Origin of the sequence: Actinomyces ruminis (assembly GCF_002154335.2) — a bacterium.
Lineage (GTDB): Bacteria > Actinomycetota > Actinomycetes > Actinomycetales > Actinomycetaceae > Actinomyces > Actinomyces ruminis.
In genome coordinates this window covers 20,720-44,245 of the sequence record NZ_MTPX02000077.1, presented here as the reverse complement: position 1 = coordinate 44,245, position 23,526 = coordinate 20,720, and the positions used below count along the sequence as shown (strand labels likewise).

The following is a 23,526-nucleotide window of genomic DNA, read 5'->3' as shown; positions in this document are numbered from 1 at the left end:
CGAACAGGGTGAGCCGGTGCGTCCTGAGAGTCCGGAGGAGTTGATCTACCGGCGTTTTTTGGGGCAGATCAGTAGTCAGGAGATGATGGAGCGGCTGCGTAGTTGGCCCTACACCTTTGGTCGTATCCGTGGCTACGACGGCTATGAGCGCGGCTCCTGGGACGACGTGTACCGCCTCAACATGAAGGGATACCTGAGAGACGAGGAGTACGCGGAGTTGCGGGCGATCACCGATCCGATGCCCAAGCCGCCCGATGACCCCATGCCTTGGGAGAAGGGGAGGCAGCCCCAGTGACATCCCCGACCGCAGGGGGTAAGGAGGATGTCCTGGATGCCACCGCAGCCCAGCTCCAGAAGGTCATCGATCGCCTGGAGGCCTACCACACCTTGCCCCGTAAACCCGCGGAGGGTTCTTTTTGGCACCGGTTGCAGGAGGCCATCTCTGACGCATACCTGGCCTGGGCGGGGGAGCACGGCTCGCGTGAGGGTCGGGCGATTATTATGGCGGGGTCTCCGGGGGCGGGTAAGTCTCAGGCGGTTGCCACCGTCCGGAAGGTTCTGGGGCCGCAGCACTCGGCTGAGCTGGGTGTGGACGAGTCCGGTTACACCACCATTGACGCTGATGACATCAAACAGTTGCTGCTGGGGAACCCCGTGGACGGTCTGGACGTGGACCCCAGTTTGCTGGCTCAGGCTCGCGCTCACTGGGATGGATTGATCGCCAGTCAGGCGCCCGGTCATTTGGCTGATGGTCGTCCCGTGGTTCGTGGCGAGTTGGCCACCCTGGTCCATCGTCTGTCCACCGACACCGCCGACCTCGTCCGCGGTGACCTGCTCGCTGAGCGGTTTGATGTAAAGATCGAGGGCACCCTGCAATGGATGGAGTCCCCCACCGTCGGCCAGGGCCCCCGCCTGGTCCGTGAGCTCGAGGCTGTGCGCTACGCGCGAGTGACTGTTGTGGCGGTGGACGCCCCCGAACACATGTGCCTCAAGGGTGCCCGGGACCGGTGGACGGGACCGCGCTCCCAGGGTGATCCCACTGCTCGCTATACCCCGCCCAGGGCTGTGACCGATACTTTTACTGTCGGCTCCGACGGCAGTAAGACCTGTCGGTGTATCGAGAACGCTCGGGCGACCCACCGCCTGGCGGCCTCCAGCACTACTTTGACTGCCGCGGATCTGTTGGTCACTCATCGTGCTGAGCGTGGTCCCGTTCTTATTGATCACATCGGTCATGATGGCAAGGTGACCTCCTACTCCGTGTCCCGCGCCGTGCGCGCGGACACTCCGGCCGACACCGGGGTCCCGGGCGTCAATAAGACATCCAGTCCAACCACCGCCCATACTCCGAGAACGCCGCTCACGCGTCAGGATGTACTGCGCAACATCAACGCTCGCGCCCAACAGGCACCACGTCACCCCAAACCACTTCGACACGGCCACGGCATCGGCCGTTGATGGTGTGGTGTTACCAGGTGTTATTCACGGGGCAGGTTGTGGCTGTGTCGTAACTGGATCGTCGGGTTGGAAGCACTGCGGAGCTGATACTCGATTCTCCCGCGGAGGCGATTGATGCGGTGAGCCGACCACCGGCCTGCGCCAGGCCAACATTGATGAAATGACCAGACGGATGCAAGAACTCCTCGCGGACCCGGGATGCGCCCGGACCGTCACCTGCTCCGCGTGCGCGGACAGGTCAAAGTGGTGCTGATCGCTACTGCGCGGAACAAGTCCTGGTCCCTGGCCGCAGGCCTGATCGTAGGCGTATCCCAACCAACTGTCTTCCGTAGTTGCCGGCGCATCACACAATCACAACGTCCCGAGTCCCTCGTCATCAACATCGTGGGGAAGTTGAATCTCTCGATCCTCAACGTGCCCATCCGGCCAAACAATGGTGACAGCTACCGTGCCCTCGAGAGCCGAGTCGGGCTCGCGCGTGTTGGCCTCGTTGTCCGTTGGCGTATCTGCTCGACGCGCGAGGTCTATGCGTGAGTGCCGTGGGATGGGTTTGTTGAGAGCGCTGGTAGTGTCGGGTTGGTAACGGTAGGGTGGGTGCTGGATCGGGGTGTGTGTGCCTTGGTTGAGGTTTGATGGCCTGGTTGGAGGAGTCATGAGTGACGATGACGATGCGCCCGCCAGTGGTGGTGGTTCTTTTGAACCACATGATGCCGGTGTGGCCGGTTTGTGGGACTTCACGCCGGAGCCGGAGCCTGTTGATCCGGTTGAGCAGGATGCGCTGACTGACAAGATCATCGACCGCGATTTGATTGGTGCGGTGGAGGGTGCGGGTCTCGCGCCGATGGGTGTGGGGCGGGCGGTGCCGGAGGAGTACTTCCACCGGTTCGCGCACATTCTGCCGCGCTCGGTTTTGCGCGTGTGGCGGCGTTTCGGGTTCGAGGGCTTCGGCAAGGGCCTGTTCTGGATCACAGACCCCCTCCAGTGGGCGCCCATAGTCGGCGAGTGGCTCGAACCGGTCAGGGATCGGCTGCCGTTTACCGACACCTTCTACTGCTTGGCCCGCAACGCTATGGGCGAGATGTACCTGTGGGGAGAGCACACCGGACACAGCCTGGATATCGACCCCACTCATACGCGCCTTGTCATCGACCAACTCTCCATACGGTCCTTCAGCGACCCCGACGTCCGCCAGCAGGCTGGGCGTGCCATATTCATCAGCCAGCGTATTTCACTCTTGAGGGTCCTGAGGATGAGGATTGCATGCCGTTGCCGCCGCAGGCCCTGGAGCGGTTGGGGCCGGTGGGCGCCGACCAGGTGTACGGGTTCGTGCTGCCGCCGGTGCTGGGTGGGGCCATCAGTGTGGATAACCTGCGCGTTATGGACGCGCGCACCTACCTGACTCTGCAGGCCCAGCAGGGCGAGATCACCATCGCCGACCCCGTGGGTGCCAACTGGGCTCAGGTCGCCACTATCATCGGTGCCGACCCTGGTGCTTTCCCGCTCGAGCAGCCGGACAACGAGCACAGGGGCGGGCCGTGACCGCTGCAGACCCTGCGGGCGGCGGAGACGCTGCAAGGGATGCTCCCGCGTCTTTGCCGGAGGTGCATGGTTTCCGGCATGTGCTGGGGGCTGAGGATGCTGGTGCGGTGGCCAGGCAGTACCCATCCGTACCGGCCGGTGATGGCCGGATCTTGGTGCGCACCGTGTACCACAACGGTCGCAGCTCCAGCCTGCAGACCCAGGGTGCGGAGTTCGAGTTCCAGCTCGACGGCCAGTACCGGGTCCTGGCACAGATACCCGCCCAGGACTACCTCAAGGCGCGCGACCTGTTCCGACAGCGGGGCCGCCAAGGAGACAGCGCCACCCGATTAGCGCGAAACGACCTCCGAAAGAAGCTTATAGATTACGGGATCAAACGCTTGAGGATGTCTCCCGGCCGGGCTAGTGGTTGGGCGGGTAAGGCTCTGCGTCAGGTGGCTATCTTGCACAACCCCGACCAGGTCCTGGGCGGTAACCTTGAGCCGTCTCGGGACCCGGTCGGCACACCAATCCCGGGGGACGCCAGGGTGAATTCCTCACTGGGGGCCCAGAACCTCACCAATGCGGCAGTCATCGATGCCGCCGCCCACCGACAGGTCGCAGAAGGCCGGGGCCACTTGCCCTTGGGGTTCCAGGTGGTGCTGACCAACCGGCGCCGCAATATCAAGCGACTGCTAGCCCGCCAACCATCTCCGGCCCGGGAAGCGGCGCCTCCGCGGAAGGATCGTCAACAGGGTGTGTCGGTTCGCGCGGGATCGACTCCCGTCACGCCGCGTCCGCCTCCGAAGCGACCCGTTACCGTCGCGGAGGACATCCGCGTGAGGCTTGGAATTGGACCGCCCAGTTACAGGGATGCTGGCGCCAAGTTCGTGGCGTCGCAGCGATTGCCCGCATTCGGCGGGCGGGTGAGAGGTCAGAAGACTGTGGAGGATGTGGTCCGCGATATCAATGGCAGGACGAGCAAGCGCGGAGACTCCACACCTCAAGTTAACGCGCAGGACCGGAGCCGCCGGCACAAACGTACACACTGATGGTGTTGTTCATGGGGTTATCGTCCGGTTCGGTAGAGTTCAGCCCTGTTGGGCAGGATGACGATGTCGGGTAGTTTATTCAGACGGTTGAGTAGTGCTTGCCGTTCGGTGGCCTTGGCGGTGGCGGGCCGGTTGCCAGCAGGGATGTAGGTGCCGTCGATCAACGGCAGGTGGCCCTGTTCGATGGTCGCATCCAGACTGATACCGTCCAGTACCTGGGGCGGCAGCGGTCGGATGCGCAGGTAGATGCGGTAGATGGTGGGTTGGGATACTCCGATCAGGTCGGTGGCCAAGGCCTGGGCTGGCGTAGCAGCATCGCTGTCACTTCGACCTGCCTGCGCACGCAGGGCAGGTGACGGCTCAGGATCACGCCCCGCCCGGACAGGACATCCGGCCCCCTGAATAACACCCTAAGGGGCACAATACGGCGGGTCGGCTGGCATCACTCCGACGGCGTGTCTTCATCAAAGAAGTCAGACAGCCGAATTTCGTCGTCCTCCACGTTGCCATCGGGCCAGACAACCGTGATTGCCACCCTGCCGTCACGATCTGAAGAAGAGACGCTCGTATCGGACGCTGGTATCGGATCCGCCGCGAGCCAAGGGTTCACATCGCCAACTGTGTCAAGGATTGCGTCAGGGACGTCTTCGCTTACGGGAGGAGCAGGGCTCTCGGCCGCTGCCGGTCCGGTGGCCGGTACTGCAACACGGGGAATATATGAGAAGGCTCCGGTAGCGGGCGCGGGCAGCTTGCGCGAGTGGAAGGGAGGCAGACCCCTCAATATGTAAATGCACTCGTCTCCGGGTAGGCGTGCCACTTCATCGGGTGTGAGTAACTCTCGTCCGGTCGAACGCAGAGAACGTGACCACGATCCATGTGTGCCGCGCTGCTCTGAGGTGTCCTCGCTGTTGACAGTCTCCTTGCCGAGCCTCTTGGAGATGAACTCCGTTGTTGACTGCTCGTTGCCGCCAAGAAAAAGCAACGAGTCGCAGTTGCCCACGATCGTCTCCCAGTCATCTCTGTATAGGGCCTTGCCCTGCGAGTAATTCTGAAGAATAACCGACGTGCTGATGCCGCGAGAACGCATGACGGCAATCTTACGCTCGAACGAGGGCATCTTGCCGATGTTCGCGAACTCGTCCATGAAGCACTGGATGGGAACGTCAAGGCGTCCGCCGTTGTGATCGGCAAGATAGATGTTGCGCTCGAAGAAGGTCTCATAGAATATCGATGCGAGAAAACTGAAGGCCTGATGGGTGTCAGGAACCACAAGGAACAAAGCGGTAGGTCTGCTGCCGACTCGATCGGCCTCGATGGAGTTGGCTGCAAGCAGCCTGCGAACTGATGCCATGTGTAACGGCGCCATACGTACACCGAGTGAGATGATGATGCTCTTCTTTGTCTCGCCCGCACCTTGCGTGTAAACGTTGTATTGGGAACAAGAGAAGCGCAGCCCTTCAAGCATGGCGGCCGCTTCCGGGGTGAATGCGTCGGGCTCCGCATCGTACTCGGCTATCTGTGCATGAGTGGATGCGAACAGGGCATCGATTTCGCTGACGGCGGTTTCGTCCTCCTCGGAGGCACTCATGGCTGAAAGCAAGTCGACTACATCGAGCAAAGTGCCTTGCGGTCCCTTGGTGAAATAAACGTAGCTGATCAGCGCATTCAGTAGTGCGCGCTCGGCTCTCTCCCAGAAGTCGGCATTGGCGCCTGTACTTCCCGGCCTCTGGCCAGAGGTATTGGTGATGAAATTCTCTGTGAGGATGGCGCAGTCGACCTCGGCCTGCTCGGGATTGAAGTAGGCGAGTGGGTTGAAGGTGTCACTGCGGCCGAAGTCCACGAGGTTGAGGCAGCGAATCTCGTACCCCCTGCGCGCGAGCTCGTCACCGGTAGCTGCAAGCACCTCGCCCTTGGGATCCGTTACTACGTAGCTGGTGTTGGCCTGATAGAGGTTCGGCATGACGAAGTACCTGGACTTGCCCGACCCCGATGAGCCGATCACCAGCGCGTTCAAATTGCGCTGGGTCTTGCGCGAATCGAGACTGAGCGACTCGGTTCGAGTAAAGAGCAGATCATTGCCTCGATCGCCGACGTATCTCCTGATCTCGCCGGGACGGGCCCAACGCGCAGAACCCTGCTCTTCGCCACTGCGCGTCGCCCGACGCGCTCCATGTCGGTACGCCCATGCCAGGCCCAAGAAGACGACGAATCCAAGTCCCGCCAGCACATCTGTGCGGTGGGACGACAGGTGTAACGGATCGTGGATCAGGTCTAGCCACATCCTGTCCATGATGTGGCTGAGATCCATGCCGGCAGACGCGTCTGTACGTATTTGCCAGGATATCTTGTCTCCGAGCCACCATCCGAGCCCAGCGACGACGGTGATGAACAGGAATCGCAGTCTAGTCATTGAATTCGCTCCTGTGCAGGGTTCTCTGCTTGGGCATGTGGAGTCTCCGAGTTAGTCGACTTACTTGGGTGGCGGGGTAGAGCTGGTCCGTGAGCCCCTCTATCCTCTCTAGAACCTCTGCTCGTGAGGCGCGTGCACGCTCAGTGAGCCGCCGCGTCTCTAGCCATTTCATATAGGAGTTAATGATCATGATGGAAATACTGTCTCGGATTTGGGTGATCTCAGTGTCAGGGGCGCCTGGGGGAGGGGATGTCATTCGATCCTGAAGTCTTATGGATTCACGCAAGTGCTGGATCAGCGGCTCCGGGGTGCCCACCACTATTATCATGCCGTCACCCAACGGATAGATCCAGGCGGGTAACTGCTTGATCCCCAGCCGTGAGACTAGAAACGAGGCGTCGCTGCGTTCGACGTCGATCAAAGCCACGTCCGCCAGCCTCGCAAAAGGTGCTGTAGCTGCGGTAGTCAGCTCGTCGTCCCGGGACCGTGTCAAGGCTATGACTCTATTCGGCACAGGGAGAGGCTCCTATGCCAAAGTGGGGATCGACGATCCCGACGCCGCATCGGATGGAGCGGGCCGTTCTAATACCGCCTGATGGGGCCAGGTGCGTGTCGAGAAATAACGGGGGACTGGTCGGCCTGAACATCAACGCGCTCCGTGAGAACGGGTGTGCTTGGGAGTATGTTGCTGTGCTCGTGCCGTTGAGGAAAGTTGTTTCTGCCTGCTGGCGATGCGTGCGAGTGTGTCGTGCTTGGAGATCCGTCTTGAGGTGTTCGGTGAGTGCGGTCGTGTGCGAGTACTACCCTCGTTGAAATTGTTCCTCAAGGCTGAGCGCCCCGATATGCGGTGACCCAGGAGTTTGTTTAGACGGGACGCCAAGCGCCGCATGGCTCGGTCGACGGATCCGGCGTCTCGCCCGGTGAACTTGAGGTTGGTTTGGCCGTTCGCGCCGGTGCTCGTCAAGAAGTCAACACCGATCCGCCGCATGTCTGCCTTGAGTGAGCGCAGCATCTGCGGAGTTATTTCAGCGGCTCCGCTTGCTGGTCGGGCGGAGCCCATAGGTGCTCGTAAAGTCATCTCGGCGGCATGCATGGACTTAGAGGCGGCGTAACCAAACCCTGTCCGGGAGACGCGGGTGACGTCCGCCAATGCCTGTGCCGTCAGCTGAGGTATCGAGGCCAAGACGTCTATAGCCCGCTCAGTCGCACTGACCGATACTTTAATGACGGCTTCTCCCTGCTCGTCTGCGAGCGTCATCGCGACTCCTTTCTTTTCTCGTGGGCGCGTAACGCCGGGGTCAGGTGGTTCATGTGGTTGAGATCGTTGGGGCCCAGCCTAGCTGATCACAGAGTGATCTTGACAGTATCTCAAGTGTTTGCTTACTGTGTTGTTCAAGATGACGGTACATCCGGAGCCGCGCTTCGGCCGATCTTGGCGAGAGGGGACGGCGGAGCCTGGATAGGTGGGCGGGACGCACGCCACACCGCGGCCAGCGGATACCCGCATACACTTGGGCCGGCCTGAGCGCCGCACCACCCGGTGTGAGCCAAGGCTCCCACCCGTAGTCGCCAGAAACGAAGAGCAGTGAACGCACGCCCCCTCAATGTCGCCGTCATCGGAGCAGGCCCCGCCGGCATCTACGCCTCGGACATCCTGTCGAAGTCGGGCCTGGACGTGAACATCGACCTGTTCGAGCGCCTGCCCGCACCCTACGGGCTGGTGCGCTACGGCGTGGCCCCCGACCACCCGCGCATCAAACAGATCATCGTGGCCCTGTACAAGATCCTCCAGCGCGGCGACATCCGCCTGATCGGGAATGTGGAGGTCGGTCGCGACATCAGCGTGGACGAGCTGCACGAGCACTACGACGCCCTGATCTTCTCCACCGGCGCCGACACGGACGCCCCCCTGGACATCCCCGGCATCGACGCCCCGGAGTCCTACGGCGGCGCCGACTTCGTCTCCTGGTACGACGGCCACCCCGACCATCCGCGCACCTGGCCCCTGGAGGCCAAGGAGGTCGCCGTCATCGGCGTCGGCAATGTGGCCCTGGACATTTCCCGCATCCTCGCCAAGCACGTCGAGGACCTGATGACCACGGAGATCCCGGCGAATGTGGCCGAGATCCTGAAGCAGTCGCCGGTCACCGACGTGCACGTCTTCGGCCGCCGCGGCCCCGCTCAGGTGAAGTTCACCCCCCTGGAACTGCGCGAGCTGGGCAAGCAGCCCGACGTGGACGTCACCGTCGACGAGGAGGACTTCGAGTACGACGAGGGCTCCCGCGCGGCCCTGGCCGCCTCGAACCAGCAGAGGCAGGTGGTCAAGGCCCTGGAGAATTACGCCATGCAGGAGCCCGAGGACCTGACCGCCTCCCGCACGATCCACATCCACCTGTTCCAGGCCCCGTCCGCCATCCTGACTGATGACGCCGGGCATGTGTGCGCCCTGCGCACCGAACGCACTCGGCTCAACGGCGACGGCACCGTCTCCGGCACGGGCGAGTTTCGCGACTGGCCGGTCCAGGCCGTCTACCGGGCGGTCGGCTACGCCGGCAGCCCGATTGCGGGCCTGCCCTTCGACGCCGACCGGCACGTGATCCCCAACGCCGGCGGGCGGGTCCTCGGCGCCGACGGCGAACCGCTGACCGGCATCTACGCCACCGGTTGGATCCGCCGCGGCCCGGTCGGCCTGATCGGCTCCACCAAGTCCGACGCCCAGGAGACGATCACCAATCTGGTCGCCGACGCCAACGCCGGCCTGCTGCACGCCACCACCGAGGATGAGTCCCAGGTCGGCCACGACGCCCTGCTCGCCCTGCTCGAGACCCGCGGCGTGCCCTACACCACCTGGGAGGGCTGGGAGCTGTTGGACGCCTATGAGCGCCACCTGGGCGAGGAGTACGGCGAGGTGACCGTCACCGGTGGGAAGTCCAAACCGCGCGAACGCGTCAAGGTCGTTGCCCGGGGCGCCATGACCGCCATCTCCCGTGGCGCCGAGGCTCCCGATGACCTCATCGGCCAGCCCGACGCCGACCGGGTACCCGACCGCGTCGCCCACCGGCTGCGGGACTGACCAGCGGGTGGGGCGGTAGGCTGTGGCGCCTACGGCTCAACCGGCGAAAGGCATCACCATGCGCATCGGCGTCCCCACCGAGGTCAAGGACCACGAGTATCGGGTGGCCCTCACGCCGCGGGCGTGGATACGCTGGTGCGCCGCGGACACGAGGTGACCGTGCAGGCGGGCGCCGGCCTGGGCGCCGGCATCACCGACGAGCAGTACCTCGACGCCGGCGCCACGCTCGCCGCCGAGGCCGCCTCCGTGTGGGGCGGCGCCGAGATGATTCTCAAGGTCAAGGAACCTGTCCCCTCTGAGTTCGGCTACCTGCACGAGGACCTGGTGCTGTTCACCTACCTGCACCTGGCCGCTGACCGCGCGCTGACCGAGGCGCTCCTGGAACGCCGGGTTACCGCCGTCGCCTATGAGACGGTCGCGACCGACGACGGCGGCCTGCCGCTGCTGGCCCCCATGTCCGAGATCGCCGGACGCCTGGGGGTGCAGGTCGGCGCGCAGGCACTCCTCGCCCCGGGCGGCGGCTCCGGCGTCCTGCTGGGTGGGGCTGCGGGCGTGCGCCGTGGCAACGTCGTCGTCCTCGGCGGCGGCACCGCCGGGCTGGCCGCCGCCCGCGTGGCCGCGGGCATGGGTGCGGACGTCACCGTCATGGACATCAACCCTGTCCGCATGCGTCAGATCGATGAACTGTCCGGCGGCGCTCTCCGCACGCGCTTCTCCACCCCGCTGGACGTGGCGGACGCCGTGGCCCGCGCCGACATGGTCATCGGCGCCGTGCTCGTGCCCGGCGCCCGCACTCCCAGGCTCGTCACCCACCAGATGGTCCAGGCCATGCGTCCGGGCTCCGTGCTCGTGGACATTGCCATCGACCAGGGCGGCTGCTTCGAGGACTCCCACGTCACCACGCACTCCGATCCCACCTACGAGGTGGACGGCAAGATCCTCTACGCCGTGGGCAATATGCCCGGGGCCGTGTCCTACACCTCCACCCACGCGCTGACGAACGCGACCCTGCCCTACGCCGTCGCGCTCGCCGATAACGGCTGGCGCCAGGCCTGTCGGGGGAGTACGGCCCTGGCTCGTGGCCTGGCCACTCACGGCGGCGCGCTGTACACGGCCGGCGTCGGGCAGGCGCTGGACCTGGACGTCGCCGACGTCGCCGCGCTGCTGTCCTGAAGCGCCAACTCCCAGGTGCTGCACAGCGAGCGTTCATACACTCGCTGTCATGACGGGCACGAACACCACAACGGACTCAAGACGGCGGTCCTCATGGGGGGACTGTGGGGGCTGCTGCTCCTGATCGGCTGGCTGCTGGCGCAGGGCACCGGCTCGGGTGTCTGGCTGCTGCTCATGCCGGCCATCGGGGTGGCCCAGACGGCTTACACCTATTGGAACTCCGACCGCCTGGCAGTGCGCTCCATGGGCGCCATCGAGGTCAGTGAGGCGCAGCAGCCGGTCATGTACGCCGTCGTGCGTGAGCTGTCCGCAGCCGCGGGGCAGCCCATGCCCCGTCTGTACGTGGCGCCCACCATGAGTCCCAACGCCTTCGCCACCGGCCGCAATCCGCAGCACGCCGCCGTGTGCTGCACCCAGGGCATCCTCCAGCTGCTCAACCGGCGCGAGTTGCGCGGAGTGCTCGGCCACGAGCTGTCCCACGTGTACAACCGAGACATTCTCACCGGCTCCGTCGCCGCGGGCATCGCCGGAGTCATCTCCTCGATCGCCACCGGCATCATGTGGTTCGGCGGGGGCAGGGACCGGCGTGACGGCAATGCGCTCGTCCTCCTGCTGCTGGCGCTGCTCGCCCCGCTCGCGGCCAGCCTGACCCAGTTCGCCGTCTCCCGCACCCGCGAGTACGACGCCGACCACGACGGCGCAGTGCTGACTAACGACCCGCTGGCTCTGGCCAGTGCTCTGCGCAAGCTGGAAACCGGCGTGGCCGAGGCCCCCATGCCGCAGGACCCGCGCCTGGAACCGGTGTCCGCCATGATGATCGCCAACCCCTTCGGGAGGGTGAAGAGCCTGTTCGCCACCCACCCGCCGATGGCGCAGCGCATCGCCCGCCTGGAGCAGATGGCCGGCTACTAGTCGGCGGCGTGGGCGCGGCCGCAGTGCTTGGGCCGGGGTGTCAAGGCATCAGGACTGCTCGGCGCCCAAGCAGTACACGATGTCGTTGGTGTCTTTTTCGGTCAGGCTTCCCAGGTTGGGGCCGGAGCTGTAGAAGTCGAAGTTCCACACGTACCAGGAGTCGTAGGCGTCTTCATCTACGCCGGCGTTGTAGCACGCGTCCGGCCATGTATCCAGTTCTGAGTCCTTGACGTCGGTGAGGACCTTCAAGACCTCACGGCTCCCGGTTGCGGTGCACTCCTGAGCCGTGGCCTCCTCGGAGACCGTGTCGACCTTTAGACAGTCGCCCTCCTGGGTGCCGGCCGGCGAGCTGCTCGGGTCCTCGTTTACGCCGATCAGGCACAGGTCTTCATAGACGGTGGTCGTACCCGCCACGGTGGCGCAGTCGGCGCCGGCGGCCGCGGTGACCTTGTATGCGGCGTCGTCGGCGTCACAGTCCGTGACGTGGACCTCGCTGCTCTGCTTGCCCTCCGGTTCCTGGATGCACTCGCCGGCGGCGGCCTTGGCCGCAGGTGTGGGGCGATTGAGTGAACTCACGCCGATGATGACGCCCATGACGACGACCGCCAGCACCGCAATCACAATGCCGAGAGCACGGCGGTTCTTGCGTGCGGGCGCGGACTGCTGCATGGGAGCGCCCGGCATCGGCGCCGGCATTCCCGCTGCGCCTGACCATACGGAGACTGCTGGCCGTACTGCGACTGGGGATTTGACTGCGGGTTGGAGCCATAAGGGTTGGGGCCGTAAGGAGACTGGGGTTGCGACATGGCAACGACTCTAGAACGATTCGCCTCAAGATGGGGGTGGACGTGATGCCGTTCGCCTCGCTGTGAGCAGGGTCCTACGGCGGCGATTGGCGTGCGTCGCGTCGGCTTGCTATCCTTCCACGGCACCGAGCGGAGGCGTGGGACGGCGAGACCGGCCCACGGTGAGCGAGGAGCCCGGCGGGTTGCCCGAGCGGCCAATGGGAGCTGACTGTAAATCAGCCGCAGTATGCTACGGGGGTTCGAATCCCTCACCCGCCACCATGGTTGCGGCGTGCGCTGCAACCAGACTCGCCCCCCCAGAGGGGGTGGGACCGCGGTGAGCGAGGCCACGGGGAGCGGAGTTGCGCAGGCAAATCCGATCTGCCTAAAGTTCCGCTCGTTGCCCCGATAGCTCAGTCGGCAGAGCGTCTCCATGGTAAGGAGAAGGTCAAGGGTTCGATTCCCTTTCGGGGCTCGGATGCTGCGGGGGCCTACGGGCCCCTGACGTGTCATCTGGCGAGGTAGCTCAGCTGGTTAGAGCGCACGACTCATAATCGTGAGGTCGAGGGTTCGAGTCCCTCCCCCGCTACGCAAGTTCGAGCATGGCACCCAACGGGCTGCTCGAGGATCAGTGAGAGGAGAGTGGCGTGGCTAAGTCCAGCGACGTTCGCCCCAAGATCACTCTGGCATGCTCGGAGTGCAAGGAGCGCAACTACATCACCAAGAAGAACCGCCGGAACACTCCGGACCGGCTGTCTTTGTCCAAGTTCTGCCCGCGCTGCGGCAAGCACACGGAGCACCGCGAGACCCGCTGACCATGGCGGAGCGCAGTGCGCACACAGGCCCCGACGATCCCAGGTCGCCGGGGCCTTGCTGTACCTCTACGACGGCGGGGGCCGCAGGCGCCGCGACAGTCTCGGACATGGCCGCCGTCATCGCCACCGCCTTCGCCCGTTTACCGCACGTCCCCGGCGCATCGGGGACGCCGGGCGCACCTGCTGCGCCTCAACCCGCTGAGATAACCCGTGCCGCCCAGGTGCTCCTCCCCGCCATTCTGGCGCTGGACCGCTTGGCTAACCGGCTCGCCCACGACACTGTCCGCGGGATCGGCGGCGCCGCGGGACCGGGGCTGGCCGGATACATCCACCGCCGCTGCAGGATCGCCCCTGCCGACGCCGAAGCCTCCGACGCCCGTGGGCACGACCGGAGCGCAGACGACGCCGGGGCCGGCCTGCGCCGCGCCGCCCGTGGCGGCTGGGAGCTGATCTACAGCACGACCCGGGTACCCGACGCCGGACCCGCCTGGGCCCGAGGCGCCCTGGTCGCCCATGACCTGGCCCGCCGCACGACGCCGTCGCCCCTGGGCGCGGACGGCCCCGCCCCGAGTGCCAGTCCCACGCCGACCCGGGAACTCACCCTTGCTGCCGTCGACTTGCGCGCTTGGGCCCGGGCGACCGGTGACCACAATCTCATTCACCTGCATCCCGGTGCGGCGCTGCGCGCGGGGATGCAGGCGGGGGAGGGGGACGTCGTTGCGCAGGGGCTGCTGTTGGGCGCCATCAGCCTCTCGCTCGTTCCGGCGGTCGGAGCGGTAAACCTGCGCTTCACCGGGGCCGTGCCGCTACCGGCTGACGGGAGCATCACGCTGCACGTCGACGCCGCAGGTGCCGTCAGCGTCGGTGCGCGTACCGTCCTAGTGCGCCGCTGAGTCGCTCACGCGGCGGGCGAGGCCCACAGGTCCGTCCAGGTCACTCCCAGGCGGGTCAACAAGCGGCGCAGCAGCGGCAGGGAGATTCCCACCACGCCGTGCGGATCGCCTTCGACTCCCTCAATGAAGGCGCCGCCCAGTCCGTCGATGGTGAAGGCTCCCGCGCACCACAGCGGTTCCCCGGAGGCGATGTAGGCGTCGATCTCGGCGTCGCTGGGAGAGCCGAAATGCACGATCGTGGATGACACGCCTGCGGCGGTGGCGGCATCGCGTGCGCGCACCAGGAAGTGGCCGGTGTGCAGGGTGCCGGTGCGCCCCCGCATTTCCAGCCAGCGCTCGCGTGCCGCCCGCGCGGTACCCGGCTTGCCGACCACCTCCCCGGCGATCTCCAGCATGGAGTCGCAGCCGACCACCACCAGGTCCGGGTCCGCATCCACCGCCGCGGGCGGGAGGCTGCCGGCCACGTCAAGCGCCTTGGCCTGCGCCAGCGCCTGCACCTGCTCGGCGGGCGTGGGCGCGCCGGCGCCGACGGACCGGCGGGCGGCGGCGAGAGCGGCCAGGATCCGGGGCTCATCGACGTCGGAGACCCGCACCTGTGGGTCTACGCCGGCCGCGCGCAGAGTGGCCAGTCGCCCGGCGGACTGGGAAGCCAGAACAAGCACGCGCTCAAGCCTAATGCCCGGCGCCGCGCAAACGGCCGGCGATCCTGGGTTTCGTCATTTCGACCGGTCTCGGTGGGAAACAAGTGCGAGTTGTCGGCACGGGCGTGTTGCCTGGGGGTCGGGGTGGTTGTGGTTTTGGGAGCTAGTCCGGGAGGGGGCTGACCCTGCGGGTAAATACGTGCGGGCCCTGAGAACACGGTCCCCGCGGGGCAGGGTCCTGCTCGATCTGCCGGGTCCCCGGGATGGAACGAGTCCGGCTGCATCGCCACAGCAGCCGCCCAGCCGTGGGTGCGCGCCGTCTGTCGGACCCAGGCGAGCGCATCACGAACGCCGCCGGCCTGTGCCGGCAAGCCCGAGCGGGTTGGAGTGAATCGTCCCGGTTTGGACCCCTTGCGTCGGTTTGGACCCCTTACGTCGGTTTGGACCGCCCCAGTAGCACGCAACGGCGGTCCAAACAGGGGATAGCGGTCCAAATGGACTTTCGCGGTCCAAACAGGGGACAGCGGTCCAAACAGGGGAGGTCGCCAGCGGCCATCCCCCCGACACACCGCACTAAAGCACCACACTCACCCCGATAACCCACAAGTGCCGGTCTCTGTGGATGCATAGGCTGGTGGCATGAGCTCCCGTTCGCCGTTCAGCCGGCTCATAGTGGTGGAGCGCACCGGTTCGACCAACACCGACCTGCGGCGAGCGCTGACCGGCCCCGACGGCGCCCTCGACCCCGCCGCGGCCGCCGCCTGGCCGCACCTGTCCGCCCTGCACGCGCTGACACAGACCGCCGGCCGTGGCCGCGCCGACCACACCTGGACCACGCCACCCGTCGGCGCCCTGACCGCCTCCATCGTGGTACGGCCACTCGTCCCCGCCGCCCACCTGGCCTGGCTGCCGCTGCTGGCCGGTCTCGCTGTAGCTCGCGCGCTGGCGCCCCGCCTGGAGGCTACGGGCTGGAGGACGGCCACTAAGTGGCCCAACGACGTCGTCGCCCTGCCCGCGCCAAACGCGTCGGCACCCACGGCGGTGCCGGGGTGGGGGCGCTCCCGCAAGGTCGCAGGCATCCTCACGGAATTGATCGCCGTACCCGGTCACGGTGAGGCAGCCGATCCCGCCGCCCCGCACGACCGGGCGGAGGCGCCTGCCGTCGTCGTCGGCATTGGCGTCAACCTCGCCCAGCCCGCCGCGCAGCTGCCGGTGCCTGGGCCGCCTCCGTGGCCTCGCTCGGCGCCCCCGCACCGCCCGCCGCCACGGTTTTGGACGACTGCGGGTACCACCTGAATGAACTGCTGGCCGCCTGGGAGGCGAGCGGCGGCGACCCGGACGCCGGTGCGGGCACACTCGGCGCACAACTGCGCGGCGCCTGCACCACCCTGGGGCAGACCGTGCGCGTCACCGGCCCTGCGGGCGCCATTACCGGCACTGCCGTTGACCTCGCCCCGGGCCTAGTCCTGCAAGGGGACGATGGTGCCGGCCCGCGTCACGTCGTCACCGCCGGGGATGTCGCCACGGTGCGTACGGCGAGGTAGCGCGCAAAGACCGCCGCCGAGAGGAGGCGCGGTAGCGGCGGGCGCGGGAGCCGCGGGCTGAAGCCGGGCACAGAATCACCCCGATTGTTCCACCGATTGATCACCCTCCTGTGATTTGCGCTACTCTTGCGCGGTGACCCCTCAGCAGACGCCCGACCCGCGTACCCCAGCCGGGGACCCCGAACCCGGCGAGGCCGCATCCACGACGGGCGCTCCGGCCGACGACGCCTGGGGGACGGTCCGCGGTCACGAACAGCGGCTGCTGCAGGGAGTCCCCAGCCTCACCCTGCGCCAGATCGCCGAACGCGCCGGCACCGGACTGGATCTGGCCCGCCGCTTCTGGCGCGCCATGGGCTTTGCGGACGTCGACCCCGATGAAGTCTGCTTCACCGATCAGGACGCCATGGCCCTGCGCACCGTCGCAGACCTGATCGATGAGACCGACGACGGCCTGCCGTCCGCGCACGCGCCCGGGGGTGGCTCGCCGCCAGCAGTGTCTTGGAGCTTCTGCGCGCCCAATCTTTCACCATGGACAGGCTGGTGCTGTGGGAATTGGAGACCCTGGTGGCGGACATCTCCCAGCGTCTGCACCTGGACGACACCGCCGCCCGGCTGGTGGCCCTGGACCATATCGACGAGATGATCCAGTCCCTGTCCGAGCAGCTGATCTACGTGTGGCGCCGGCACCTGGCCTCGCTGCTGGACCGGACGGACTCGGAAGTCTCCCGCCGGGGGCGGGAGGACGCCGGCCCCGACTTCTATCCGCTGATCCGCTCTCTGGGGTTCGTGGACATCGTCTCCTTCACTCAGCGTGCCCAGACCATGGGCAGGCTGGAGCTGTCGGAGATGCTCGACGACTTCGAGTCCACCGCCCGCGACGTGGTCACCTCCCGTGGTGCCCGTGTGGTCAAGACCATCGGGGACGCGGTCATGTACATCGCCGACGATCTGACCACGGCGGCCGACGTCGTCACGGCGCTGGTCGAAGAGCTCCAGTCCGGGCCGGAAATGATGCGGGTGCGCGCCAGTCTGGTGCAGGGGAGGGTCGTCTCCCGCTCCGGGGATGTCTTCGGCCCGCCTGTGAACCTCGCCTCCCGGCTGGTGGATACTGCCGAGCCCGGGGGAATCCGCATGGATGAGGCCACCGCCATGGACATCCTCAACGGCCCAGACGCCTACAAGTACACGGTCCACCCCTGTCACGAGGTGGTTGCCAAGGGATTGGGCAACGTCACCCCGTGGGCACTCGCCCTGGCTTGAGACCCACCGGTTCGGGGCGTCGGCCCCGGCCCGGGGCGAAATGCCTCCTGCGTGGGGAGGATGACGCCCGCCGCCCTGGTCGCATACGATCCTGGGCATGACGACTGTGCTTCTCGTTGAGGACGACCCCGCCATCTCCGAGCCGCTCGCCCGCGCCTTCGGCCGTGAGGGCTACGAGGTCCACGCCCACGGCACCGGCAAGGGCGCCCTGGAAGACCTGGACGGAGCGGACATCATCGTCCTCGACCTCGGCCTGCCCGACATCGACGGTCTGGACGTGGCTCGGCAGGTCCGCGCCCAGGGCCTGACCATCCCCATCCTCATGCTCACCGCTCGCAGCGAGGACACCGACCTGGTGGTCGGTCTCGATGCCGGCGCGGACGACTACGTGACCAAGCCCTTCCGCCTGGCCGAGCTGCTCGCCCGCGTGCGGGCGCAGGTGCGGCGTGCCTCGGGGGAGGCGATCGAGGAGGAGCTGGTCGCCGGAAACATTCGCGTCGACGTCGCCGCCCACCGGGCCTTCGTCGACGGGGGCGAGCTTCAGTTGACCACGCGGGAGTTCGAACTGCTGCGCGTGCTGGTGCGCGGCGGCGGCCAGACGCTGCCCACCGAGGACATCCTCAAGGAGGTCTGGGGCGAGGATCCGACCGGCACCGAGCACACCCTGGCCATGCACATCACCTGGCTGCGCCGCAAACTGGGCGACGACGCCGATTCCCCCGCACTGCTCGTGGCCGACGGTGCCGGGTACCGGCTGGCGGTTTGACCGAATACCCCGGATCTGGAATCGGCCACAACTAAAAGCGACCGTCTGTGAGGGCAGGGACAATGCAACGCCGAGCGATGCAGATGACCATGGCGGCGGTCTCCGTCGCCGTCATCCTCCTGGGGGTGCCGCTGGGCGGAGCCTGGATCGCCGTCGCCTCCCGTGCCTCCTCCGACAGTGACGACCACCTGCGGGTGATCATGGTCGTGGTGCTGACCACCGTCGGCCTGGCCGCGGTGGCGCTGGTGGCCGCCTACATCGTCGCGGCAAGGGCATCGCGGCGTATCAGCGCCCCCCTGATCTACCTCGCGGCCGAGGCCGAGCAGCTCGGATCCGGACAGGTACGGCCGCGCCTGCGTTCGTCCGGCATCGAGGAGATCGACCTGGTGCAGGCCGAGCTGGTGCGCAGCGCCGAGCGCGTGGCCGGCCGTATCGCCGCCGAACGGCAGTTCGCCTCGGACGCCTCTCACCAGCTGCGCACGCCCTTGACGTCGTTGAGCCTGCGCCTGGAGGAGATTGAGCTGCTGTCCACTCAGGAGGAGGTGCGCGAGGAGGCGCGCGCCTGCATTGAGCAGGTGGACCGTCTCGCCGGCGTGGTGGAGGACCTGTTGCGCATTTCCCGACGCACCGGCGGCGGCACCACCGAGGCCCTGCACCTGGCGGACCTGTTCGCCCAGCAGCGTGAGGAATGGGAGCCGGCCTTCCACGAGGCGGGGCGTGAGATCACCTTCACCGACGAGGTCGGTATGCCGGTGCTGGCCACGCCCGGGTCGCTGGCACAGGTGCTGGCCACCGTCATTGAGAACTCGCTGCGCTACGGCGACGGCACCACGAGTGTGAACGTGCGCAGCGCCAACGGCGGGCACGGTGTCTTCATCGACGTCGCCGACGAGGGCGAGGGCGTGGCCGAGGACATTGCCCCGAACGTGTTTGAGCGCAACGTCTCCGGGCATGGCTCCACTGGGGTGGGGTTGGCCCTGGCCAAGGACCTGGTGGAGGCCGATGGCGGGCGCATCGAACTGTCTCAGCGCAGGCCCGCTGTCTTCTCGATCCTGCTCAACGCCGTGCCCAAGTCTCTGGATCCCAACAATGTGCTGCCGCGGGGAGCGCTGGTGAGCGTGGGTCGCAGGCGTCGGCTCTGACTAGCCTGCGCGGCCGAGCCGGCACTCCCAACCCCCGCCGGAGCCCGCGTCGCCCCAGTCGGCGCCATGAAACACCGACGCGCGTTTTGAAGGTGACCGCCGGGTGCGGGCAGTCCTCCAAAACGCGCGTCGGAACTCAACGTGCGGTCGGGGCGGGTCACAGGATGAACGGGGCGATCATGAAGCCCAGGGCCACGCACACGATGATGGACGCGGTGCCCGGCAGCACGAAGGGGTGGTTCAGCACCATCTTGCCCACCCGGGTGGAGCCGGTGTCGTCCATCTCCATGGCGGCGACCGTCGTCGGGTAGTTGGGCAGCAGGTAGTAGTTCGCCACCGCCGGGTAGGAGGCCACCAGTGCCGTCCCGGGCAGGCCCAGGGACACCATGAGCGGCATGAACGCCCGGGTGGTGGCGGCGTGGGAGAACATCAGCGGCGCGGCGAAGTAGAAGAACACCGCCACCAGCCACGGGGCCGCCTGGAACGGGCCGGACAGGGCGTTGGAGATGGTCTCCTCATAGTGGTTGACGAAGGCGTTGCCCAGCCAGGCCAGACCGAGGATGCACACGGCGGCGGTCATGCCGGCCCGGAAGGTGTCCTGGGTGGCGATCTGGGTGGTCGGCTTCTTGGCGGCGGCGCAGATGATCGCGGCGGTGGCCAGCATGATGGTCATGATGGCCGGGGTGGAGCCCATCGGCGGGTCGGACAGGATGCCCAGCTCGGGGGAGGAGATGGTGGCGTAGGCGACCACCAGGATGAGGGCCACCAGGAAGATGATCAGGCTCGGAACGGCGCTGGGGGCCGGCTGGTAGTCCTTAGCCGCGGCGGTGGAGGGCTTGACCAGGCCCTTGGCCTTGCGCTCGAGGTAGACCGGGTCGTCCTCCAGCTCGCTGCCCTGGAAGTAGGCGACGACGGCGCCCACCATGCAGCCGATGAAGGTGGTCGGAATGACGATGGCCAGGCACTGCAGGTAGCCGATGTTAATCGGCTCCAAGGCGACGACGAGTGCCACCATGGCCGCGGAGATCGGGGAGGCGGCCACACCCACCTGGGAGGCGACCACGGCGATCGACAGCGGCCGCGAGGGGCGAATGCCGTGGCCCTTGGCCACGTCCACGATGACGGGGATGACGGAGTAGGCGGTGTGCCCGGTGCCGCAGAGCAACGACATCAGGTAGGTGACGATCGGCGCGAGAAACACAATCTGCTTGGGATGCTTGCGCAGGAGGACCTCGGTCAGGTGGACCAGGTGGTCCATTGCCCCGGCGAGCTGTAGCGCTGCGACCGTGCAGATCACCGACATGATGATGCCGATGACCTCCCAAGGGGCGTCATCGGCCGAGGTGTGTACGCCGGTCAGCGCCAGCACCAGAATGCCGGCGCCGCCGGCCAGGCCGATGCCGACGCCGCCCATGCGGGCGCCAATGATGATGAACAGCAGGACGACGGCCAGATGGAACCAGATCATCGTCGGTCTCCTTTCGGGATAGGGCGGTGCTGCCGTCGGCCGAGGCTCCATCCGACTCCTGTGCTGTCACTACGGCGCTGGCAGGGACGTGGCAGGCGTCGTGGGGAAGAAGCAGTAGGAGGATGACGACAACCTGTTGTGATCGTAGTCATAGTCCGCCGGTTATGTGTGAGTTTTGAACGTACAGATGTGTTACCGGCTTTTGATCAGAGTTGGCGTGATAACAGCGGTGCTCCGCGTGTGAGAGTCGGCCCCGATGCCTGCAGCGTGGCAGTATGTAGGCGCCCGCGCGCATTCGGCGTGCGGAACGAGCCGGAGGAGTGTGCGTGGAGACCGACACCTTAGCGAGGTGCCTGTGAGCGGCAGCGCGCAACCCTTGCGTATCGGCATTATGGGCGGCACCTTCGACCCAATCCACCACGGACACCTTGTGGCTGCCTCCGAGGTGCAGGACGTCTTCAAACTGGACGAGGTCATTTTTGTGCCCACCTGGGCGCAGCCGTTCAAAAAGGACCGACGCGTCTCTCCGGCCGAGCACCGCTACCTGATGACGGTGATCGCGACTGCGTCGAACCCGCGCTTCACGGTCTCCCGGGTGGATATTGATCGGGGCGGCACCACCTATACGATCGATACGCTTCATGACATCATGGCGGAGTACCCGGGCGCCGAGTTGTACTTCATCACCGGCGCTGATGCCCTTGCCCAGATCCTGACCTGGAAGGACAACGAGGAGATCCTCTCCTTGGCGCACATGGTGGGGGTGACCCGGCCCGGTCACGTGCTTACGGACACGGGCCTGCCCGCGGACAAGATCTCCCTGGTGGAGGTGCCTGCGATGGCCATCTCCTCCACCGACTGCCGCGAGCGGGTCAGCCACGGCGGTCCCGTTTGGTATCTGGTGCCTGACGGCGTCGTCCAGTACATCCGCAAATATGGTCTTTACCGCGTGGCCGAGCGGTCGGCGTCGACGACGTCAATGACCGCCCATGTAGCGCGTGAGCAGTCCCTGAGGAAGGAGAGCGAAGGTGAGTGAGAACACCGACGTCAACCAGTCCGAGTCCGGCTCGGGGGCTGCCCCGCGTCGTAGCCGTCGTGCCATACGGGAGGCGGAGCGCGCCGCCGAGCGTGAGGCGGCGCTGACCGGGCAGCAGCCGCTGCTCACCCGCCGGGAAATGCGGCGTCTGCGCGAGGAGGCGGAGGCGCTGCAGCAGGCACTTGAAGCCGGGGAAATCACTCCCGAGCAGGCGCGTGCGCTCCAGGACCGCTGGCCGAACAGCCCATCATCAGCGTTCCCGCACCCGGGGGTACCGGTCAGCACGCCGTCGCCGCGACGCCCGCCGAGGGCGGTCCCGCCGAGCAGGCGACGGCGCCGACTCCCGCCACCGCCGAAAGCCCGGCCGAGCCGGAGGAGGCCGCGGAGGCTGCGGAGACCGAGGAAACCACGGATGCGGAAACCGAGGGGGCGACCGAGTCGAAGGCCATTGCACCGGAGGCGACCGAAGCCGAATCTGAGACTGCTACCGCGGTTGCGACGCCGACGGAGTCGGAAGTCGCGTCTGCCATGCAGGCCGCGCCGTCGGCCCAGACCCCGGCGCAGGTTCCCGCCGGGGAGCCCGCCGCCGAAGAGCCCGCCGCCGAGGAGCCCGCCGCCGAAGAAGCATCGGCAGAAGAAGATGCGGAGGCGTCCGCGCCCGTCACCCCGGTGACGGGCGTGCCCGGTGCCGGCTCCCCGCAGGTGGCCGACACCACCCTGACCGGTGCACAGATGGAGGAGATCGCCAGTCTGCCCACCGGGGTTCTCGACGCGGTCGACGCCCCGATCCTGGACGCACAGCCGGATGCGGCGGCTTCCACCCCGACGCGTCGCTCCCTGCGCCACCGGCACGTCGCCGAGGAGTCCGGCCAGCCTGCCGATGAGCCGGCCGCCGAGCCCGCCGCAGAGGACGAAGGGCCGAAGACGCCGACGCGCCGTCCCATCGTCCGCATCCCCTCCGCCGCCCAGGGCGTGCGCACGGTAGACACCGACACCGGGCAGCTCAGCGCGGTCCAGCCGGTGATTCAGCCGGACGCGGCGCTGCAGGTTCCCCAGGAAGTCGCCGGTGAGGAAGACGACGAGGACGCCGAGATTTTCGGCGGCATCGACAACCCGCAGTGGCACTCCCTGACCGATGCGGACGCGGCCGGCTCAGGGACCGTGGACCGGGCGGAGGAACCGTCCGAGGGCGAAGCCGAAAGCGCTCCGGTCGCTGCGCCGGCCCCGAAGACAGAGGCCAAGGCGGAGTCGGCGGGGACCGAGGCGGCAGAGGCGTCGACCCAGACCGAGGGCGGCTCGCGCGCGGGACATACGCTGCTGATCATCCTGCTGGCCGTGGTGCTTGCGTTGGTTGTGCTCGCAGTGGTGTGGTTCCTGCTCCACAACGGCATCATCGGCGCGCTGTCGCAGACGCTCGACGCCTGGACGCGGCTGCTCATCTAGCCCGGACCGGACAATTCGCCGATCCCGCGGTTCGGCGCGGACGTCGGCTTGGCCACACTCGGCTGCCCGCGTGCCTCATGCCGCGAGCTGGCCCGTAGAGTGGTGGGCCAGTACCGATGTTCAGCCGGAGAAGGAGC

General features: G+C 66.8%; 26 protein-coding genes and 3 tRNA genes. 22 read left to right on the top strand and 7 right to left on the bottom strand.

Annotated features, from left to right (window positions below):
- The 6 genes from BW737_RS14340 to BW737_RS20120 all read left to right on the top strand — a co-directional run.
- The coding region (locus tag BW737_RS14340; RefSeq protein WP_218961932.1) for a hypothetical protein at positions 1-295 on the top strand (295 nt) is incomplete at its 5' end.
- Entirely contained in the window at positions 292-1,458 is a 1,167-nt protein-coding gene (locus BW737_RS14335) for a DEAD/DEAH box helicase family protein (protein WP_086615527.1), read from the top strand. The genes BW737_RS14340 and BW737_RS14335, both read left to right, overlap by 4 nt.
- Before the next feature lie 198 nt (positions 1,459-1,656).
- Positions 1,657-1,992: a hypothetical protein gene (locus tag BW737_RS14330; RefSeq protein WP_086615526.1), complete on the top strand. Its 336-nt coding sequence runs from the start codon at positions 1,657-1,659 to the stop codon at positions 1,990-1,992.
- 118 nt (positions 1,993-2,110) lie between these two features.
- The gene (locus BW737_RS14325; protein ID WP_086615525.1) at positions 2,111-2,857 is read left to right on the top strand and encodes a GAD-like domain-containing protein; all 747 of its coding nucleotides are present in this window, start codon (positions 2,111-2,113) and stop codon (positions 2,855-2,857) included.
- Entirely contained in the window at positions 2,758-2,997 is a 240-nt protein-coding gene (locus BW737_RS14320; protein ID WP_180272240.1) for a T6SS immunity protein Tdi1 domain-containing protein, read from the top strand. The genes BW737_RS14325 and BW737_RS14320 overlap by 100 nt, the downstream gene beginning before the upstream one ends.
- A complete protein-coding gene (locus tag BW737_RS20120) occupies positions 2,994-4,028 on the top strand; it encodes a polymorphic toxin type 15 domain-containing protein (protein ID WP_180272239.1) in 1,035 nt (344 codons plus the stop codon). Before BW737_RS14320 ends, BW737_RS20120 begins: the two co-directional genes overlap by 4 nt.
- 17 nt (positions 4,029-4,045) lie before the next feature.
- Here BW737_RS20120 and BW737_RS14310 read toward each other — a convergent pair whose 3' ends face one another.
- From BW737_RS14310 to BW737_RS20115, 3 genes are all read right to left on the bottom strand, one after another.
- Positions 4,046-4,321: a hypothetical protein gene (locus BW737_RS14310; RefSeq protein ID WP_086615522.1), complete on the bottom strand. Its 276-nt coding sequence runs from the start codon at positions 4,319-4,321 to the stop codon at positions 4,046-4,048.
- Positions 4,322-4,470: 149 nt separating this feature from the next.
- On the bottom strand, positions 4,471-6,438 hold the full coding sequence (locus BW737_RS14305) for a VirD4-like conjugal transfer protein, CD1115 family (RefSeq protein WP_086615521.1): 1,968 nt from the start codon (positions 6,436-6,438) through the stop codon (positions 4,471-4,473).
- A gap of 646 nt (positions 6,439-7,084) precedes the next feature.
- On the bottom strand, positions 7,085-7,531 hold the full coding sequence (locus BW737_RS20115) for a DUF3801 domain-containing protein (protein WP_476723628.1): 447 nt from the start codon (positions 7,529-7,531) through the stop codon (positions 7,085-7,087).
- A gap of 492 nt (positions 7,532-8,023) precedes the next feature.
- Here BW737_RS20115 and BW737_RS14295 point away from each other — a divergent pair, with 492 nt between their 5' ends.
- From BW737_RS14295 to htpX, 3 genes are all read left to right on the top strand, one after another.
- Complete coding sequence (locus BW737_RS14295) at positions 8,024-9,511, top strand: FAD-dependent oxidoreductase (protein ID WP_086615519.1); 1,488 nt, start codon at positions 8,024-8,026, stop codon at positions 9,509-9,511.
- Between the two features lie 123 nt (positions 9,512-9,634).
- Positions 9,635-10,684: an alanine dehydrogenase gene (ald, locus tag BW737_RS14290; protein WP_099330396.1), complete on the top strand. Its 1,050-nt coding sequence runs from the start codon at positions 9,635-9,637 to the stop codon at positions 10,682-10,684.
- An 18-nt stretch (positions 10,685-10,702) separates the two neighbouring features.
- Entirely contained in the window at positions 10,703-11,596 is an 894-nt protein-coding gene (gene htpX / locus BW737_RS14285) for a zinc metalloprotease HtpX (protein ID WP_257210894.1), read from the top strand.
- Between the two features lie 48 nt (positions 11,597-11,644).
- Here htpX and BW737_RS14280 read toward each other — a convergent pair whose 3' ends face one another.
- Positions 11,645-12,265 carry a hypothetical protein gene (locus BW737_RS14280; RefSeq protein WP_143233400.1) on the bottom strand — a complete coding sequence of 207 codons (621 nt, stop codon included), beginning with the start codon at positions 12,263-12,265 and terminating at the stop codon, positions 11,645-11,647.
- 313 nt (positions 12,266-12,578) lie between these two features.
- Here BW737_RS14280 and BW737_RS14275 point away from each other — a divergent pair.
- The 5 genes from BW737_RS14275 (at position 12,579) to BW737_RS14255 (ending at position 14,089) form a co-directional block, all read left to right on the top strand.
- Positions 12,579-12,663, top strand: a tRNA-Tyr gene (locus BW737_RS14275).
- Positions 12,664-12,783: 120 nt separating this feature from the next.
- A tRNA-Thr gene (locus BW737_RS14270) sits at positions 12,784-12,856 on the top strand.
- 40 nt (positions 12,857-12,896) lie between these two features.
- Positions 12,897-12,970, top strand: a tRNA-Met gene (locus tag BW737_RS14265).
- Positions 12,971-13,028: 58 nt separating this feature from the next.
- Positions 13,029-13,196, top strand: a complete 168-nt coding sequence (rpmG, locus tag BW737_RS14260) for a 50S ribosomal protein L33 (RefSeq protein ID WP_073330885.1) — start codon at positions 13,029-13,031, stop codon at positions 13,194-13,196.
- 107 nt (positions 13,197-13,303) lie between these two features.
- Entirely contained in the window at positions 13,304-14,089 is a 786-nt protein-coding gene (locus BW737_RS14255; RefSeq protein WP_180272238.1) for a MaoC/PaaZ C-terminal domain-containing protein, read from the top strand.
- 5 nt (positions 14,090-14,094) lie between these two features.
- Here the strand turns inward: BW737_RS14255 and BW737_RS14250 are convergent, their stop codons facing one another.
- The gene (locus BW737_RS14250) at positions 14,095-14,751 is read right to left on the bottom strand and encodes a Maf family protein (RefSeq protein WP_086615515.1); all 657 of its coding nucleotides are present in this window, start codon (positions 14,749-14,751) and stop codon (positions 14,095-14,097) included.
- Between the two features lie 618 nt (positions 14,752-15,369).
- Between BW737_RS14250 and BW737_RS14245 the strand changes: the two genes are divergently transcribed.
- The 6 genes from BW737_RS14245 to BW737_RS14230 all read left to right on the top strand — a co-directional run bounded on the left by BW737_RS14245 (position 15,370) and on the right by BW737_RS14230 (position 19,442).
- On the top strand, positions 15,370-16,026 hold the full coding sequence (locus tag BW737_RS14245; protein ID WP_257210892.1) for a biotin--[acetyl-CoA-carboxylase] ligase: 657 nt from the start codon (positions 15,370-15,372) through the stop codon (positions 16,024-16,026).
- Positions 16,002-16,274 carry a hypothetical protein gene (locus tag BW737_RS19000; RefSeq protein WP_257210891.1) on the top strand — a complete coding sequence of 91 codons (273 nt, stop codon included), beginning with the start codon at positions 16,002-16,004 and terminating at the stop codon, positions 16,272-16,274. Before BW737_RS14245 ends, BW737_RS19000 begins: the two co-directional genes overlap by 25 nt.
- A 133-nt stretch (positions 16,275-16,407) precedes the next feature.
- Positions 16,408-16,917, top strand: a complete 510-nt coding sequence (locus BW737_RS20110; RefSeq protein WP_420835765.1) for a hypothetical protein — start codon at positions 16,408-16,410, stop codon at positions 16,915-16,917.
- A complete protein-coding gene (locus tag BW737_RS14240; RefSeq protein WP_420835764.1) occupies positions 16,803-17,534 on the top strand; it encodes an adenylate/guanylate cyclase domain-containing protein in 732 nt (243 codons plus the stop codon). Before BW737_RS20110 ends, BW737_RS14240 begins: the two co-directional genes overlap by 115 nt.
- A gap of 97 nt (positions 17,535-17,631) precedes the next feature.
- Positions 17,632-18,300: a response regulator transcription factor gene (locus BW737_RS14235; protein ID WP_086615514.1), complete on the top strand. Its 669-nt coding sequence runs from the start codon at positions 17,632-17,634 to the stop codon at positions 18,298-18,300.
- Positions 18,301-18,362: 62 nt separating this feature from the next.
- Complete coding sequence (locus tag BW737_RS14230) at positions 18,363-19,442, top strand: sensor histidine kinase (RefSeq protein ID WP_086615513.1); 1,080 nt, start codon at positions 18,363-18,365, stop codon at positions 19,440-19,442.
- 157 nt (positions 19,443-19,599) lie between these two features.
- Here BW737_RS14230 and BW737_RS14225 read toward each other — a convergent pair whose 3' ends face one another.
- On the bottom strand, positions 19,600-20,910 hold the full coding sequence (locus BW737_RS14225; RefSeq protein ID WP_086615512.1) for an anaerobic C4-dicarboxylate transporter family protein: 1,311 nt from the start codon (positions 20,908-20,910) through the stop codon (positions 19,600-19,602).
- A gap of 355 nt (positions 20,911-21,265) precedes the next feature.
- Between BW737_RS14225 and nadD the strand changes: the two genes are divergently transcribed.
- The gene (gene nadD / locus BW737_RS14220) at positions 21,266-21,946 is read left to right on the top strand and encodes a nicotinate-nucleotide adenylyltransferase (RefSeq protein WP_086615511.1); all 681 of its coding nucleotides are present in this window, start codon (positions 21,266-21,268) and stop codon (positions 21,944-21,946) included.
- A gap of 278 nt (positions 21,947-22,224) precedes the next feature.
- Here nadD and BW737_RS16355 read toward each other — a convergent pair whose 3' ends face one another.
- Positions 22,225-22,476 (bottom strand): hypothetical protein, encoded by a 252-nt coding sequence (locus BW737_RS16355; protein ID WP_086615510.1) that lies wholly within the window; start codon positions 22,474-22,476, stop codon positions 22,225-22,227.
- Here BW737_RS16355 and BW737_RS14210 point away from each other — a divergent pair.
- Positions 22,475-23,389 (top strand): hypothetical protein, encoded by a 915-nt coding sequence (locus BW737_RS14210; RefSeq protein ID WP_086615509.1) that lies wholly within the window; start codon positions 22,475-22,477, stop codon positions 23,387-23,389. The genes BW737_RS16355 and BW737_RS14210 overlap by 2 nt on opposite strands.
- Positions 23,390-23,526: the final 137 nt, after the last annotated feature.